Origin of the sequence: Rhodococcus sp. KRD175, assembly GCF_017168275.1 — a bacterium.
Classification (GTDB): Bacteria; Actinomycetota; Actinomycetes; order Mycobacteriales; family Mycobacteriaceae; genus Rhodococcoides; species Rhodococcoides fascians.
This window is the reverse complement of the sequence record NZ_JABFAQ010000002.1, coordinates 428422-445383: the sequence shown is the minus strand read 5'-3', so window position 1 is coordinate 445383 and position 16962 is coordinate 428422. Positions and strand designations below refer to the sequence as shown.

The 16962-nt window shown below is 64.8% G+C and carries 14 protein-coding genes; 7 read left to right on the top strand and 7 right to left on the bottom strand.

The features are described 5' to 3' along the window. Positions 1-9: 9 nt before the first annotated feature. Positions 10-1509 (bottom strand): depupylase/deamidase Dop, encoded by a 1500-nt coding sequence (dop, locus tag J1M81_RS02700; protein ID WP_027497085.1) that lies wholly within the window; start codon positions 1507-1509, stop codon positions 10-12. A gap of 81 nt (positions 1510-1590) precedes the next feature. Further along, on the bottom strand, positions 1591-3354 hold the full coding sequence (arc, locus tag J1M81_RS02695) for a proteasome ATPase (protein WP_032365854.1): 1764 nt from the start codon (positions 3352-3354) through the stop codon (positions 1591-1593). 184 nt (positions 3355-3538) lie between these two features. Here arc and J1M81_RS02690 point away from each other — a divergent pair, with 184 nt between their 5' ends. Further along, complete coding sequence (locus tag J1M81_RS02690) at positions 3539-4024, top strand: hypothetical protein (protein ID WP_032365805.1); 486 nt, start codon at positions 3539-3541, stop codon at positions 4022-4024. 22 nt (positions 4025-4046) lie between these two features. Here the strand turns inward: J1M81_RS02690 and J1M81_RS02685 are convergent, their stop codons facing one another. Continuing rightward, positions 4047-4862: a tRNA (adenine-N1)-methyltransferase gene (locus J1M81_RS02685; protein ID WP_045841903.1), complete on the bottom strand. Its 816-nt coding sequence runs from the start codon at positions 4860-4862 to the stop codon at positions 4047-4049. Between the two features lie 369 nt (positions 4863-5231). On the opposite strand from J1M81_RS02685, the gene J1M81_RS02680 reads away from it, so the two are divergent. After that, positions 5232-6128, top strand: a complete 897-nt coding sequence (locus tag J1M81_RS02680) for a RecB family exonuclease (RefSeq protein ID WP_371828014.1) — start codon at positions 5232-5234, stop codon at positions 6126-6128. Then, entirely contained in the window at positions 6125-6937 is an 813-nt protein-coding gene (locus J1M81_RS02675) for a thioesterase family protein (RefSeq protein ID WP_032365804.1), read from the top strand. Before J1M81_RS02680 ends, J1M81_RS02675 begins: the two co-directional genes overlap by 4 nt. Before the next feature lie 33 nt (positions 6938-6970). Here the strand turns inward: J1M81_RS02675 and hisG are convergent, their stop codons facing one another. The 4 genes from hisG to metH are packed head-to-tail and all read right to left on the bottom strand — an operon-like array spanning position 6971 to position 12424. Continuing rightward, complete coding sequence (gene hisG / locus J1M81_RS02670; protein ID WP_032372777.1) at positions 6971-7822, bottom strand: ATP phosphoribosyltransferase; 852 nt, start codon at positions 7820-7822, stop codon at positions 6971-6973. 48 nt (positions 7823-7870) lie between these two features. Beyond that, positions 7871-8134, bottom strand: a complete 264-nt coding sequence (locus tag J1M81_RS02665) for a phosphoribosyl-ATP diphosphatase (protein WP_027497080.1) — start codon at positions 8132-8134, stop codon at positions 7871-7873. A 59-nt stretch (positions 8135-8193) separates the two neighbouring features. Continuing rightward, on the bottom strand, positions 8194-8862 hold the full coding sequence (locus J1M81_RS02660; protein ID WP_032365803.1) for an HAD family phosphatase: 669 nt from the start codon (positions 8860-8862) through the stop codon (positions 8194-8196). Beyond that, on the bottom strand, positions 8855-12424 hold the full coding sequence (metH, locus tag J1M81_RS02655) for a methionine synthase (protein ID WP_032365802.1): 3570 nt from the start codon (positions 12422-12424) through the stop codon (positions 8855-8857). The genes J1M81_RS02660 and metH overlap by 8 nt, the downstream gene beginning before the upstream one ends. Positions 12425-12528: 104 nt before the next feature. On the opposite strand from metH, the gene J1M81_RS02650 reads away from it, so the two are divergent. From J1M81_RS02650 to J1M81_RS02635, 4 genes are all read left to right on the top strand, one after another. Then, positions 12529-13509 carry a PAC2 family protein gene (locus tag J1M81_RS02650; RefSeq protein ID WP_230073645.1) on the top strand — a complete coding sequence of 327 codons (981 nt, stop codon included), beginning with the start codon at positions 12529-12531 and terminating at the stop codon, positions 13507-13509. A 101-nt stretch (positions 13510-13610) separates the two neighbouring features. Next, entirely contained in the window at positions 13611-13958 is a 348-nt protein-coding gene (locus tag J1M81_RS02645; protein WP_032365800.1) for a hypothetical protein, read from the top strand. After that, complete coding sequence (gene nirB, locus J1M81_RS02640) at positions 13958-16447, top strand: nitrite reductase large subunit NirB (RefSeq protein ID WP_032365799.1); 2490 nt, start codon at positions 13958-13960, stop codon at positions 16445-16447. Before J1M81_RS02645 ends, nirB begins: the two co-directional genes overlap by 1 nt. Next, entirely contained in the window at positions 16444-16743 is a 300-nt protein-coding gene (locus J1M81_RS02635; RefSeq protein ID WP_032400754.1) for a Rieske 2Fe-2S domain-containing protein, read from the top strand. The genes nirB and J1M81_RS02635 overlap by 4 nt, the downstream gene beginning before the upstream one ends. The last annotated feature ends 219 nt before the right edge of the window (positions 16744-16962 follow it).

Here is a 16962-nt window from a genome sequence, read left to right as displayed (position 1 = left end):
CCTGGACGATCAGGTGGTGAGCTGGTCGACCAGTTCCGCTGCACTGTCCACGGACTCCAGCAGGGCACCGACGTGGGATTTCGTTCCCCGCAACGGCTCGAGCGTCGGAATCCGTACCAACGAATCGCCACCGAGATCGAAGATGACCGAGTCCCAGCTCGCCGCGGCGATGTCGGCACCGAATTTGCGCAGGCATTCGCCGCGGAAGTAGGCCCTCGTGTCGTCGGGCGGTGTGCCGACCGCATCGAGAACTTGCTGCTCGGTGACGAGACGATCCATCGAACCGCGGGCGACCAACCTGTTGTAGAGCCCCTTGTCGAGGCGAACATCGGAATACTGCAGGTCCACCAGGTGCAGCCGCGGAGCGGACCAGCCGAGGCCCTCACGCTGTCGGAACCCTTCGAGCAGTCGCAATTTCGCCGGCCAGTCCAGCAGATGCGCGCACTCCATGGGATCGCGCTCGAGCAGGTCCAGCACCATCGCCCACTTGTCGAGCACGTCCAGTGCTCGTGCGTCGTCGCTGCCCTCGGCAGCCACGAACTTCGCCGCCCGCTGGTGGTAGATCCGCTGCAGCGCAAGGCCCGTCAGTTCGCGGCCGTCGGCGAGTGCCACGGCCTTGCGCAGGGTGGGATCGTGGCTGATCTGATGGACAGCCGTGACCGGCCTGGCCAGCTGCAGATCCGACAGGTCGACGCCCGCCTCGATGAGGTCGAGCACGAGGGCCGTGGTTCCCACCTTGAGGTAGGTCGACATCTCCGCCAGGTTGGCGTCGCCGATGATGCAGTGCAGACGTCGGTACTTGTCTGCGTCTGCGTGCGGTTCGTCCCTGGTGTTGATGATGCCGCGCTTGAGGGTGGTCTCCAGTCCGACCTCCACCTCGATGTAGTCCGCTCGCTGCGAGAGCTGGAACCCGGCCTCGTCGCCCGACTGGCCGATACCGACTCGCCCGGAGCCGGTGATGACTTGCCTGGAGGCGAAGAACGGCGAGAGCCCCGCGATCACCGCCGAGAACGGTGTCTCACGCGACATCAGATAGTTCTCGTGCGTGCCGTACGACGCGCCCTTGCCGTCGACGTTGTTCTTGTACAGCTGCAGGCGCGGAGCCCCTGGGACGCTCGACGCGTGCCGTGCGGCCGCTTCCATGACGCGTTCGCCTGCCTTGTCCCAGATCACCGCGTCCAGTGGGTCCCGCACCTCCGGGGCCGAGTACTCGGGGTGCGCGTGATCGACGTACAGGCGGGCACCGTTGGTGAGAATCATGTTCGCCGCACCGATTTCGTCGGCATCGATGACCGGAGCCGGTCCGCTGAACCGTCCGAGATCGAAGCCTCGTGCATCGCGCAGCGGTGATTCCACCTCGTAGTCCCAGCGGGTGCGCTTGGCGCGGGGCACTCCTGCGGCTGCCGCGTACGCCAACACCGCCTGGGTGGACGTCAGGATCGGGTTGGCGGTGGGTTCGGTCGGTGAAGAAATGCCGTACTCGACCTCGATACCGATGATGCGCTGCATAAGTCGAGCCTAGACGGCCGACGGATGCAGTTCGGGGCGCGCCCTGTGCGGACGCGCCCCGAAAACTGCCCAGCGGTGGATCTACAGGTACTGACCGGTATTGGCCTCGGTGTCGATCGCCCGGCTCGCGCTGGCGTTCTTGCCGGTGACCAACGTGCGAATGTAGACGATTCGCTCGCCCTTCTTGCCCGAGATCCGAGCCCAGTCGTCCGGATTCGTGGTGTTCGGCAGATCTTCGTTCTCCGCGAACTCGTCGACGATGGAATCGAAAAGGTGCTGAATCCGCAGTCCGGCGTTTCCGGTTTCGAGAACCGACTTGATGGCGTACTTCTTTGCCCGGTCGACGATGTTCTGGATCATGGCCCCGGAGTTGAAGTCCTTGAAATACAGAACTTCCTTGTCCCCGTTGGCGTAGGTGACCTCGAGGAACCGATTGTCGTCACTCTCGGCGTACATGCGCTCGACGACGCGATCGATCATGCCCCGGATGCACGCCGCGCGATCGCCGCCGAACTCGGCGACGTCGTCGGCGTTGACCGGAAGCGAATCGGTCAGGTACTTCGAGAAGATGTCCTGTGCCGATTCGGCGTCGGGACGCTCGATCTTGATCTTCACGTCGAGTCGGCCGGGTCGCAGGATCGCCGGGTCGATCATGTCCTCGCGATTGGACGCACCGATCACGATGACGTTCTCTAGGCCTTCGACACCGTCGATCTCGGCGAGCAGCTGCGGAACGACCGTCGTCTCCACGTCGGACGAGACGCCGGAGCCGCGGGTACGGAAGATCGAGTCCATCTCGTCGAAGAACACGATGACCGGGGTGCCCTCGGACGCCTTCTCTCGTGCCCGCTGAAAGATCATGCGGATGTGACGCTCGGTCTCACCGACGAACTTGTTGAGCAGCTCGGGGCCCTTGATGTTGAGGAAGAACGACTTCGCCTCCCGCGCATCCTGGCCACGTGCCTCGGCGATCTTCTTGGCCAGCGAGTTGGCAACGGCCTTGGCGATCAACGTCTTTCCACACCCGGGAGGGCCGTACAGCAGCACGCCCTTCGGCGGACGCAGTGAGTACTCTCGGAACAGATCCTTGTGCAGGAACGGCAGCTCTACGGCGTCCCGAATCTGCTCGATCTGTCGACCGAGACCGCCGATGTCCTCGTATCCGACGTCCGGAACCTCCTCGAGAACGAGATCCTCCACCTCGGCCTTGGGAACGCGCTCGAACGCGTAGCCGGCCTTGGTGTCGACCAGCAGCGAATCCCCGGGACGGAGCTTCCGTGACGGCTCGTCCGGGTCGACCGGTCCGTCGTCGTTGACCATGTCGATCAACGGTTTGGCCAGCCAGACCACCCGTTCCTCGTCGGCATGTCCGACGACGAGAGCGCGCGATCCATCCCCCAGAAGCTCTCGGAGAGTGCTGATCTCGCCGACCTGATCGAAGGTGCACGCCTCGACGATGGTCAACGCCTCGTTCAACCGCACGGTCTGTCCCGGAGCGAGCGTGTCGGCCTCGATGTTGGGTGAGCACGTCAGTCGCATCTTCCGACCGGACGTGAACACGTCGACTGTGCCGTCCTCGAACACGCTCAGCAGGACGCCGTATCCGCTCGGCGGTTGACCGAGACGGTCCACCTCCTCGCGCAGCGCGATGAGCTGTTGTCGGGCCTCCTTGAGAGTGTCGAGCAACTTCGTGTTGCGCAGCGACAAGGAATCGACCCGGCCCTCGAGCTCGCGTACCTGCTCGGGGGACTCCCCCAGTTGGCGCCGTAGCGACGCGACTTCGGCTCGCACGGCGTCCAGTTCGGCTCTGGCCGCGGCCACATCCGGATTGTCTGTTGAGCTCATGAGCGACTCCTCCCAGTGACGATCTATCAACGCTACCGGCAGCGGCGCGGAGATGCGGACCGACACCTCGAACGGGGTCGGCATCCACTCTGCTCGGCGGCCTCGAAAGGCCATCCCAGTTCATGTTAGCCTCACCTGACCAATCGATCGACAGACGACGGAATCAGGGGCCTCACCAGTGAAAATGCGTATTCTCTCGGCAAGCGTCGCAGTAGCCGCGGTGGCTCTGGTGGGTGCAGGATGCAGTTCGAGCGATGAATCCGATCACGCCGATCACAATTCCGCGTCGACCAGCGACTCCATGCCGACGACCACCGCCGGGCCGGCTGTCACAGCACCTACCGTCGCCGAATTGCAGACCTCGCTGCAGCAGCTGGTCGCACCGGACGTGGACGCAGCGACCAAGGCTGCGGCAGTGGAGAACGGTCAGGCGCGCCTGACGAACCTGGAGACGATGACCGCCGCACTGGCGAACTACGGAGCGATCACCTTCGAGGTGTCGGAACCGACCGTCGCCGGTGAGACGTCCACCGCGGACGTCGCCATCGCCACTCCACGCGGGACCGCGGCTCCGGCACCGCAGACCTGGGTGCTGATCGATGGCACCTGGAAGCTGTCGGACGCCAGCACGTGCCAGATCCTGGCCATGGGCCAGGCACCCTGCGTCTGAGTCGGCAGCCGAGCCTGCAGCGTCAGCCCTTACCGGAACGACGCTGCGGTTTCGGGGTCACGGTGCCCTCGGCGAGGCGTCGAACGCTGACGAGGAATGCCGTGTGTCCCTGCATGCGGTGCTCGGGGCGAACCGCGAGACCCACCACGTGCCAGCCGCGAACCATCGACTCCCACGATCGAGGTTCGGTCCAGCACTCCTGTGCGCGTAGCGCCTCGACGACCTTGGACAGCTGCGTCACCGTGGCCACGTAGACCAGCAGCACCCCACCGGGGACGAGGGCCTTGGACACCGCGGGCAACGCGTCCCACGGCGCGAGCATGTCCAGGACCACCCGATCGACCTGCTCACCCGGACGATCGACACCGAACTGGTCGACGTCTGCCACGGTCAGGTGCCAGTTCGACGGGCGCTCGCCGAAGAACGTCTCGACGTTCTTCACGGCATAGTCGGCGTGGTCCTGCCGGATCTCGTAGGAGATGACCGTTCCTGCTGTACCGACTGCACGCAGCAGTGAGCACGTCAGAGCGCCGGATCCTGCACCGGCCTCGAGCACCCGTGCGCCGGGGAACATGTCACCCTCGTGCACGATCTGCGCCGCGTCCTTGGGGTAGATCACCTGGGCACCGCGGGGCATCGAGAGCACGTAGTCGGTCAGCAGCGGCCGCAGCGCGAGGTAGGGGGTGCCGTTGACGGAGGTGACGACGCTGCCCTCGTCGGCACCGAGCAGTTTGTCGTGAGTGATGCCGCCGCGGTGAGTATGGAATTCCTTACCGGCTTCCAGTACCACCGTGTAGTGACGACCCTTGCCGTCGGTGAGCTGAACTCGATCGCCCACTCGAAACGGCCCACTGCGGGCGGGACCGGTCTCCGCCGGTGCGTCTGCAGCTGTGGCGTCGGCAGCTGGAGTGGCCTCCGCGCCGGACGTGACATTCGGGTCGAGTTCGATCTCGTCGGTCGTGGCAGTGACCACGTCGTCCGCACTGGGCAGCGATGCGTCGACCGTGGCGTCGAACGCGGCGTCGGCCTCGAATCCGTCGGTCGACGCGGATGTGGAATCACCGGAGGACACAGCGGACCTGCTTTCGTTGCGATGTGACGCTCGGCCTCGATCGGCGGGCGTCGGGGGACGACTCGACGTGCCAGACTACGGCCTTCACCGAAGATGTCGGACCAGCGGCATAGTCTCGCAGTCGTGAGTATTTCCGTGTCGAGCCCCATCGACTTACCTCTTCTCGATGTCGGTGACAGCGCCGACGTACCGCGTTCGAGGTCCGGCAACCGCAGTACCCCGGCTCTGTCTCCTTCTCGCGCAGGTGATTTCAAGCAGTGCCCACTGTTGTATCGCTTCCGTGCCGTGGACCGGCTTCCCGAGGTCTCCACCGAGGCACAGGTGAAGGGAACTGTGGTGCATGCCGCACTCGAGGCCCTGTACGCACTCCCTGCCCGCGATCGAGTGCCCACCACTGCGCGCGACCTGGTGGACCCGGCCTGGGATCGGGTCGTGGCCGAGTCACCCGACATCGCGTCGCTGGTTCCGGCGGACGACCGTCCGGCGTTTCTCGACCGGGCTCGTGCCCTGGTGGACGGGTACTACGAACTCGAAGATCCCACGCACTTCGATCCCGAGTCCTGCGAACAGCGCGTCGAGATCGCGTTGGACGACGGAACGCCGCTGCGCGGATTCATCGACCGGATCGACGTCGCACCCAACGGAATGATTCGCGTCGTCGATTACAAGACCGGACGTGCGCCGCGTGAGTTCACCGAATCCAAGGCTCTGTTCCAGATGAAATTCTATGCGCTGATGATCATGCGCATGCGCGGAGTCGTTCCCGCGCAACTGAAGTTGATGTACCTCGCCGACAAGCAGGAGCTGACATACGCACCGGACGAGGGTGAGCTGCTGCGCTTCGAGCGCATGCTCTCGGCCATCTGGAAGGCGATTCTGGCGGCCGGTGAGACCGGCGACTTCCGCGCCAAGAAAGGCGCACTGTGCAAGTGGTGCGATCACCGGGCACTGTGCCCCGAGTTCGGCGGCACTCCCCCGCCGTACCCCGGTTGGCCGCAGGCGGCTGCGGAGCAGGAGGAGACGGAGCTGTGACGAGTCCGGACGCCTTCTTCGTTCCTGCCGGTGTCGACGACGACGGTTACGAGATCGTCACCGCGACCGAGCACACCGTCAGCCTGTGGGCACCGACGATGCAGCACGGCGCTCCGCCGTCCGCGTTGTTGGTCCGCGCACTCGAGCGGGTCGACGCCAGACCCGATACTCGAATCAGCCGGGTGGTCGTCGACATTCTCGGACCTGTTCCGGTGTCGGACATCACGATTCGCGCATGGACGGCGCGGCCGGGCGCTAATGTCGAACTCGTCGTCGCCGAACTGTGGGCTCGAGGATCAGCGGGGCCGGCGCGAGCGGTGGCGCGGGGCAGCGCATGGCGTATGCGTACCGAGCCCACCGACGACGTCGTGCACGTGGGAGATTCGGTGATGCGACCGGTGAGCGCCGGCGTCGACAGCACCTTCGGCGGACTCTGGACCTCCGGATACCTCGACGCGGTCGAGTTCAAGTTTCTCACCGAGCTCGGCGCAGCGGGGCCCGGTGAAGTGTGGGCGAAGCCGACTCCCGTTCTGGTGCAGGGTGAGTCGATGACGCCACTGGAACGGCTGTTCTCGATTGCCGACATCGCCAACGGTGTGGGTGCGAAATTGCCGATCGAGCAGTGGACGTTCCTGAACACCGATCTGACGGTGCACGTCTTCCGCGAACCCCAGGGTGACTGGATCGGAGTGTCGGCCGAGACGTCGACGGGTCCGGACGGCATCGCCATGTGCGCAGGCACCCTCAGTGACGAACTGGGGCCGGTCGGGCGCATCGCGCAAACAGTGCTGGTTCGCCGACGCGCGTGATCGTGGCGGAACGACGGGCGTTCCGCCACGCACTCAGAACGCTCGGCAGGACCTGATGTCGGAGGCGAGAATGGCTTTCGCGCCCAGTTCCGCGAGCTCGTCCATCACGTTGTTGTGGACCTTGCGAGAGACCATGGCGCGCACGGCAACCCAGTTGTCGTCGACCATCGGTGCGAGCGTAGGTGATTCGATGCCGGGGGTGATCTTGACGGCTTCGTCGAGGATCGACTTGGGGCAGTCGTAATCGAGCATCAGGTACTGCTGGGCGAAGACGACGCCCTGTACGCGAGCGATCAACTGCTTGCGTGCGGAGTCGGTGCCCGGCGTGCCTGCGCGCTCGATGAGAACACCCTCGGAATCGCACAAAGATTCGCCGAACGCGACGAGATTGTTCTGACGCAGTGAGCGACCCGACTCGACCACGTCCGCGATGGCGTCGGCGACACCGAGTTGAATGGAAATCTCCACGGCCCCGTCGAGACGGATCACCGTGGCCTCCAAGCCGCGCTCGGCCAGGTCCTTACGCACGAGATTGGGGTACGAGGTGGCGATGCGCAGTCCGCCCAAGTCCTCGGGTGCCCATTCCTTGCCCGCGGGTGCCGCGTAGCGGAACGTCGACCGGCCGAATCCGAGCGCCAGGCGCTCTTCGACCGCTGCCCCGGAATCGAGAGCCAGGTCTCGTCCGGTGATGCCCAGATCGAGCTGGCCCGACCCGACGTAGATGGCAATGTCCTTGGGACGGAGAAAGAAGAATTCGACCCCGTTGGCCGGGTCGAGGACGGTCAGATCCTTGGAGTCGCTCCGACGCCGGTAGCCGGCCTCGCTGAGGATCTCGGCGGCGGATTCGGACAACGCGCCCTTGTTGGGTACGGCTACACGCAGCATGGAGTTTTCCTTCATCGGTGAGTTCACAGGAGACGTTCGGGCCTTGCCTCACAGATGTCGGTAGACGTCCTCGAGCTCGATTCCCCTACCCACCATCATGACCTGAACCCAGTACAGCAGCTGCGAAATTTCTTCGGCGAGTGCAGCGTCGCTCTCGTGTTCGGCGGCGATCCACACCTCGCCGGCCTCTTCGAGGACCTTCTTTCCCTGGAAATGAACACCTGCGTCCAACGCAGCGACGGTGCCCGAGCCCTCGGGGCGGGTCTTCGCGCGGTCGGTGAGCTCGGCGAACAGGGAATCGAAAGTCTTCACGGATTCGTATTCTTTCACGTCGGTATCCAGCGGAATCAATTCGGTCGAGATTCGAGGAGTCAGGCCGCCCAGGCCCGCCGGACGTCGTCGGCGGTCAGTCCGACCAGACCGTCGCGGATGGTGTATCCCGGCGCTGCCGGAACAGCCACCTCAGACGGGACGACCAGTACCGGGCAGCCTGCAGTATGTGCGGACAGGGAACCTGTCGGAGAATCCTCCACTGCAAGGCAGGCACCGACGTCGACGCCGAGCAGCGCGGCACCCCGCAGGTACGGCGCCGGGTGCGGTTTCCCGAACTCGACCTCGTCGCCGCTGACGGTGATGTCGAAGTAGTCGCGCCCGAGTGTCTCCAGTGCACGCTCGACGAGCCCACGTTCGGTGTTGGTGACCAATCCGGTCGCCAGGCCCATGTCGCGTACGAGTGCAAGAGCATCCTTGGCACCGGGCCGCCACGGAATACCTTCGGCGAACATGTCGCCGACGCGCGTGGTCAACCACTCGCGGCCCTCGGCCAGGTTGTCGTCGGTGACCGCAACCGATGCATTGGCCAGCACTTTGCGCAAGGCGTCTCGCATCGAATTGCCGAGGGTGCTCTCGCGTACTTCCGCGCTGAGTTCGGTTCCCAGTGTGCGGGAGTACTCACCGATGGCCACGTCCCAGATCTTCTCCGAGTCGAGCAGGGTGCCGTCCATGTCCCACAGGACACCGTGCAGGTGGGTTCTAGACATTGAAGTACTTGGCCTCCGGGTGGTGAAGTACGAACGCATCGGTCGACTGTTCGGGGTGCAGCTGCAGTTCCTCGGAGAGCTTGACGCCGATTCGCTCGGGTTCGAGGAGTGCGGCGAGCTTGATCCGGTCCTCGAGATCGGGGCATGCCCCGTAGCCGAACGAGTAACGAGCTCCGCGGTATTCGAGTTTGAAGTACCCCTCGGCCTCGGTGGGATCCTCCGCGGCGACCGATTTGCCGTCGGACAGTTTCAGTTCCTCGCGCACTCGGCGATGCCAGTATTCGGCGAGAGCCTCGGTCAGCTGAACTCCGATCCCGTGCACCTCGAGGTAGTCGCGGTACGCGTCGGCTGCGAACAATTCGTTCGCGAAGTCCGCGATGGGCTGCCCCATGGTGACCAGGTTCATCGGCAGCACGTCGACTTGCCCGGATTCCCTTGCCGCAGTGCGTGATCGGACGAAGTCCGCGATGCAGAGGAAGCGGTCGCGGTGCTGACGCGGGAACGTGAACCGAAAGCGTTCGGGCGCATCGGGTTCGGGCTCGGTGAGCACGACGACGTCGTCGCCCTCCGAAACGGCCGGGAAGTATCCGTACACCAATGCGGCGTGCGCGAGAATGCCGTCCGTACTGAGCCGATCCAGCCAATACCGAAGGCGCGGTTTGCCTTCCGACTCCACCAGATCCTCGTAGGTCGCGCCCTCGCCCTTGCGGGCTCCTCGCAGCCCCCACTGCCCCAGGAACAGGGCACGTTCGTCGAGCAGGCCCGAGTAGTCGGCGAGGGACACGCCTCGGACGATGCGGGTGCCCCAGAACGGCGGTACCGGAATGTCGATGTCCGCGGCGACGTCGGATCGCTCGGGTACCACGACCGGAGCCTCGGCGGCCTTGCGCTTCTCCGCGATGCGCTTCGACCGTTCGTGGCGCTCTTTGCGTTCGGCAGCCTTGGCTTTCGCGGCGAGCGCCTCGGGGCTGTCGGGGGCCGGACCGCCGCCGCGCTTGGTGGTCATGATGGTGTCCATCAAACGCAGGCCTTCGAACGCGTCCCGCGCATAGTGCACGTCGCCTTCGTACACGTCCTGCAGATCGTTCTCGACGTACGACCGCGTCAAAGCAGCGCCGCCGAGGAGCACCGGAAATTGCTCCGCCACGCCGCGGGAGTTGAGCTCGATCAGGTTGTCCTTCATGACCACCGTCGACTTCACCAGCAACCCGGACATGCCGATCACGTCTGCGCGTTTGTCCAACGCGGCTTCGAGAATGGTCGAAATCGGCTGCTTGATACCGAGATTGACCACCTCGTAGCCGTTGTTGCTCAGGATGATGTCGACGAGGTTCTTGCCGATGTCGTGCACATCGCCCTTGACGGTACCGAGCACGATTCGACCCTTGCCGTCGTCGTCGGTGGCCTCCATGTGTGGCTCCAAGTACGCCACGGCAGCCTTCATCACCTCGGCGGACGCGAGCACGAACGGCAACTGCATCTGGCCGGAACCGAACAGCTCGCCGACGGTCTTCATGCCCGACAGCAACGTCTCGTTGATGATCTCGAGAGGCGGCTTCTCGGCCATCGCGGCGTCCAGATCTGTGTCGAGGCCGTTGCGTTCGCCGTCGACGATGCGGCGTTCGAGCCGCTCGAACAACGGCAGCCGACCCAGTTCCTCGGCGCGCGATTCCCGGGCCGATGCTGCCGAGACGCCCTCGAACAGCTGCATGAGCTTCTGCAACGGGTCGTAGCCTTCACGGCGGCGGTCGTACACCAGATCCAGAGCGGTCTCGCGTTGCTCGTCGGGAATCTTGTTCATCGGCAGGATCTTCGACGCGTGCACGATGGCGGTGTCGAGGCCGGCCTGGGTGCACTCGTGCAGAAAGACCGAGTTGAGCACCTGCCGGGCAGCAGGATTGAGGCCGAACGAGATGTTCGACAACCCGAGGGTGGTGTGCACCTTCGGATACTTCTCCTTGAGCTGCCGGATCGCCTCGATGGTCTCGATGCCGTCGCGTCGAACCTCTTCCTGGCCGGTGGAGATCGGGAAGGTGAGGGTGTCGACGATGATGTCCTCGTGGCGCAGGCCCCAGTTCTCGGTGATGTCGGTGATCAGGCGATCGGCGACACGCACCTTCCATTCGGCAGTACGCGCCTGCCCCTCCTCGTCGATGGTCAGAGCGACGACGGCGGCACCGTGTTCCTTGACCAGACGCATGATCTTCTGGAACCGCGAGTCGGGCCCGTCGCCGTCCTCGTAGTTGACCGAGTTGACGGCGCTACGTCCGCCGAGGTGCTCGAGGCCGGCCTCGAGCACGGCCGGTTCGGTGGAGTCGAGCATGATCGGCAGCGTCGACGCAGTCGCCAATCTGCTGGCGAGTGCGGCCATGTCGGCGGCACCGTCGCGGCCGACGTAGTCGACGTTGAGGTCCAACATGTGCGCGCCGTCGCGGGTCTGATCCTTGGCGATGTCGAGGCACTTCTCGTAGTCCTCGGCGAGCATCGCGTCACGAAATGCCTTGGAGCCGTTGGAGTTGGTGCGCTCACCGATCATCAGGATGCTGGCGTCCTGCTCGAACGGCACGGCGGTGTAGAGCGAGGAGACGCCTGGCTCCGGGGCCGGCTGCCGTTCCAGCTTCGTCGCCCCGTGCACCATGTCGGCAACCTGACGAATGTGCTCGGGGGTGGTGCCGCAGCATCCGCCGACGAGTGCCAGCCCGTACTCGCGGACGAAACCGCTCAGAGCGTCGGCCAATTCGGGGGCGGTCAGTGGGTATTCGGCACCCTTCGCGCCCAACGTCGGCAGTCCGGCATTGGGCATCACCGATACCGGAAGACGGGAATGCTTGGACAGGTGGCGCAGGTGTTCGCTCATCTCGGCGGGGCCGGTGGCGCAGTTCAGTCCGATCATGTCGATGCCCAGCGGTTCGAGCGCGGTGAGGGCTGCACCGATCTCGCTGCCGACCAGCATTGCGCCCGTCGTCTCGACCGTCACATGGGTGATGATCGGGATTCGGACGCCGAGCTTGTCCATGGCGTGCTGGCTACCGATGATCGCGGCCTTGACCTGCAGTAGGTCCTGGCACGTCTCGACCAGAATGGCGTCGGCACCGCCGTCGATCATTCCGAGCGCAGCCTCCGTATACGCATCGCGCAGCCGTGCGAACGGGGCGTGGCCGAGTGTGGGGAGCTTGGTTCCGGGGCCCATGGAACCCAGGACGTACCGATCCATCCCGTCGCGGCCGGGTCCCATTTCGTCCGCAGTCTCGCGGGCGAGCCGGGTGCCTTTCTCGGCCAACTCGCGGATTCGATCCTCGATGTCGTAATCGGCCAGGTTGGGCAGGTTGCATCCGAACGTGTTCGTTTCCACGGCGTCTGCGCCGGCCGCGAAGTACTCGCGATGAATCTCGCGCAGCACGTCGGGCCTGGTGTGGTTCAGAATCTCGTTGCATCCCTCGAGGCCGAGAAAGTCGTCGAGAGTGAGGTCGGCGTCCTGGAGCATCGTGCCCATTGCTCCGTCGCCGATGACAACGCGACGTGAAATCGCATCGAGCAGACCGGGCTTGTGTTGATCGGGCATCACTACAGAGTAGTGGGCACCACGGTTACCTCGAGTCGTAGGCTGTCGTGGTGAGTCCCCGAAACCTCGATGATCAGTCCCCGCCCGACGACGGTACCGACAAAATGGACAAATCAGGTGCCGACGCGGACATCCCCTTGGACGCCGCGCTGATCGAGGCCGTGCAGGATGCTGTGGCGAACGCCACAGACGCCGACGCCGACTACGACGAGGACGATCTGAACGACGACATTCCCGAGCTGCGCTCCCCCATACTGGTCGCCGCTTTTGAGGGCTGGAACGACGCAGGCGATGCGGCGAGCGGCGCGGTCGAACATCTGGAGCTGATCTGGGACGCCAGCCCACTGGCCGAGCTGGACTCCGAGGACTACTACGACTACCAGGTCAATCGGCCGACCGTTCGTCAGGTCGACGGGGTCACCCGCGAGATCGAGTGGCCGTCGACTCGATTGTCGGTGTGTTCACCGCCCGGCAGCGACCGTGACGTGGTCCTGTTGCGCGGTATCGAGCCCAACATGCGGTGGCGCAGCTTCTGCGACGACCTGCTCGAGTTCGTCGAGCAGCTGGGCGTCGAAACTGTCGTCATTCTCGGCGCGCTGCTGGCGGACACCCCGCACACCAGGCCCGTCCCGGTCACCGGCACTGCCTACAGCACCGAGTCGGCCGAACAGTTCAACCTCGAGCAGACCCGCTACGAGGGGCCCACCGGTATCACCGGCGTTCTGCAGGACGAATGTGTCAAGGCAGGTGTGCCGGCCGTGTCGTTCTGGGCTGCTGTCCCCCATTACGTGTCGCAGCCACCGAATCCGAAGGCCACCGTGGCGTTGCTGCAGCGGGTCGAAGACGTACTCGACATCGAGGTGCCGCTCGGAGAGCTGCCCACGCAGGCCGAGGAGTGGGAGGAGGCGGTCAACGAGATGACCAAAGAGGACGAGGAGATCAGCGAATACGTGCGCAGCCTCGAGGAGCGTGGTGACGCCGAGGTGGACATGTCCGATGCGATCGCCAAGATCGACGGCGACGCCATCGCCGCCGAGTTCGAGAAGTACCTCCGGCGGCGCGGCCCGGGCAACTTCGGGCTCTGACCCGAACGCACACGAGGAGCCGGGAGCCGGTGAGGTCTTTCTGATGCCGACGTAACGTCACCGCAGCGGTGGCGTCACCCCGACACCGGAGCCTCGTGGGTATGGCCAGCACACCGCGATTTCTGCAAGGCGTCTTCTCCTTCACCGGCAACGGTCTGGACAAGCCCGAGTTGATCGATCCCAGCCTGAGTTTCGTCGTCCCCGAGGGGGTGACGGCTCAGCCGCTGTACTTCCGGGGCGGTAATTCGAGCGATGAACTGGTGGTCGTGACCTTGCTGCGCGACGGCAGCCCGATGCGTATGTTCCCGATGGGGGCCAAGAGCGGCGTCAACATTCCGTTGCGGGTCGTCGAGGACGTCGATCCCGATACCGTGCTCGAGCTGGTGATCGCGGCCCCCGCCGGAACCAACGGAGAGGTCGTCGTCGACTTCGGTCTGGTGCTGGTCTGATGACTGCGGGAAGACAGCGATTGCTGGTGATCGGCAACGGAATGGCCGGTGCCCGGACGGTCGAACAGATCCTCGAGCGAGACGGCAGCTCGCTGTTCGAGATCACGATGATCGGCGACGAACCGTACGGCAATTACAACCGCATCATGCTCTCCCACGTGCTGTCCGGTGAGGCCACCGTCGACGACGAGGATCTCGTTCTCAACCCCATGAGTTGGTACAGCGAGAACGGCGTGACGTTGCACGTGGGCGATCGAGCGGTGTCGCTCGACCGGTTCTCCAAAACAGTTGTCTGCGAAAGCGGTCGGTCCGTCGACTACGACGTACTGATCATTGCCACCGGTAGCAACACGTTCTTCCCGAACATGGACGGTCTGCGCGAGTCCGACGGCAGACTGGCACGTGGGGTGTTCGGATTCCGCACGATCGCCGACACCAACGGCATGTTGCAGATGGCGCAGTCGCGCGACGACGTGTCGGCGGTGGTGATCGGCGGCGGACTGCTCGGTCTCGAAGCAGCGTACGGACTGCGGACGCAGGGGCTGGACGTGAACGTGGTGCACTCCCCCGGGCACCTGATGAACCAGCAGCTCGACGAGCGCGGTGGACGGGTGTTGCGCAACAAGATCGAGTCGCTCGGCGTCGGTGTCCACACCTCGAAGAGAACCACCTCGGTGTTGCGGTCGGACGACGGTACCGTCATCGGCGTCGGTTTCAACGACGGCACCTCGCTGGACGCCGACATGGTCGTCGTGACCGCCGGAATTCGGCCCAGTGTCGATTTCGCCCGCGCCGGCGGCCTGGTCATCGAACGCGGAATCGTCGTCGACGACCAATTACGTTGCGAGGACGAGGGTTCCATCTATGCCGTCGGCGAATGCTGTCAGCACCGCGGTGAGGTGTACGGCCTCGTCGCGCCCCTCTGGGAGCAGGCCGCTGTCCTGGCCGATGTACTCACCGGTGCCGATCCCGCTGCCGCGTATCACGGTTCGCGTCTGACGACCAAGCTCAAGGTGGCCGGCGTCGACGTCGCGTCGATGGGGATCACCGCGCCCGAGCGCGACGACGACGAATTCGTTCAGTTCTACGAACCACGCAGTGGCACGTACAAATCGGTCATCGTGCGGAACAACAAGCTCGTCGGCGCCACTCTGCTGGGCGACATCTCCAAGGCCAACTTTCTCACCCAGGCGTTCGACGAGAAGGTGCCGCTGCCCGACGAGCGCATCAGCATGCTCTTCGACATGGGAACGCCCTCTGCGGCAACAGGAGCCGCGGAGCTGGCAGACGACGTTCAGGTGTGCAACTGCAACGGCGTCACCAAGGGCGCCATCGTGGCCTGCGTGCACGCCGGTGCCAAGAATCTGAGCGATGTGACCGCGAAGACCCGAGCAGGCAAGGGATGTGGGTCCTGCAAGGGGTTGGTGAAAGACATCATCGCGTGCGCATCCGGTGGCGCGGTCGAAGCGGACCCCACCGCAGACCGGTACGTGCCGTGTATCCCGATGACGAAGCCGGAACTGATCGAAGCAATCAGATCGCGGGACCTCCGGGCAGTCTCGCAGGTGTTCACGGCGCTTGCGACCGACGGCGTCGAGGACGCCGCCGCCAAGATGCCGCTGGCGTCACTGCTGCGCACCGTCTGGGGTCCGGATTGGGTGGACGAGCGCGGCGCACTGTTCATCAACGACCGGGTGCACGCCAACATTCAGCGGGACGGCACGTTCTCGGTGGTACCGCAGATGAAGGGTGGCGTCACTACCCCGGATCAACTGCGCAAGATCGCCGACGTCGCCGACAAGTACAACGTGCCGCTGGTCAAGGTCACCGGCGGACAGCGCATCGACCTCCTCGGGATCAAGAAGGAAGACCTACCCAAGGTGTGGGGCGATCTGGACATGCCCTCCGGCTTCGCCTACGGCAAGAGCATGCGCACGGTGAAAACCTGTGTGGGCAGCGACTTCTGCCGCTTCGGTCTCGGCGACTCGACGGCTCTCGGCATCGCGCTCGAAGAGCGGTTCCAAGGCTTGGAGACTCCCGCGAAACTCAAACTCGCGGTCGCCGGCTGCCCGCGCAACTGCTCGGAGGCGCTGTGCAAGGACTTCGGCGTGGTCTCGGTCGGCGAGGACAGGTGGGAGATCTACGTCGGCGGCGCGGCCGGGGCTCACATCCGCAAGGGAGATCTGTTGGCCACCGTGACGGGAGCCGAGGAGGTGATGACAGTGGCAGGCAGATTCATCCAGCACTATCGGGAGAACGCGCAGTGGCTCGAACGGACGTACGCCTGGGTTCCGCGCGTCGGCTTGGAGGAACTGCAGAGCGTTCTGATCGACGACCGTGACGGCATCGTCGCCGGACTCGACGAGCGACTGCAAACATCGGTCGACGGCTACGTGGACCCATGGCAGGACCGCACGGCACCCAAATCGCCTGCGCAGTTCGCACCCTCGCTGCCACTGCTCCCGCTGCCACAGGTGCCGGTCCGATGAGCGTCCCGGTGGGAGCGTTGGAAGACCTGACTCCCGGCGAGGGACGGGCCTACGTCGTGGATGGCAAACAGGTCGCGGTGTTCCTGCTAAGTGACGGCTCGGTGCGGGCGATGGACGCCGTCTGTCCGCACCGGGGCGGACCACTGGCCGACGGCCAGATCGACGGGTCCGTAGTCGTCTGCCCACTTCATCAATACGCCTTCTCTCTCGACGACGGCACCTGCCCGAGCGGCATCGACCCGGTGCGCACCTACCCCGCGGCCGTGGTGGACGGAAAAGTGATCGTGGAGCTGTAACCGGCACGGTCGAACAATTGGCACTCCTACCCCCCGGGTCATTCCGCAGGCTCCCCTCCTCCCACCAGGGTCATTCCGCAGGCTCCACTCCTCCCACCAGGGTCATTCCGCAGGCTCCACTCCTCCCACCAGGGTCATTCCGCAGGCTCCACTCCTACCCCCTACCCTGTTCCAGTGACCGAATCAGGCGAGGACGCACGGCTGGGTGCCGCGAATGCG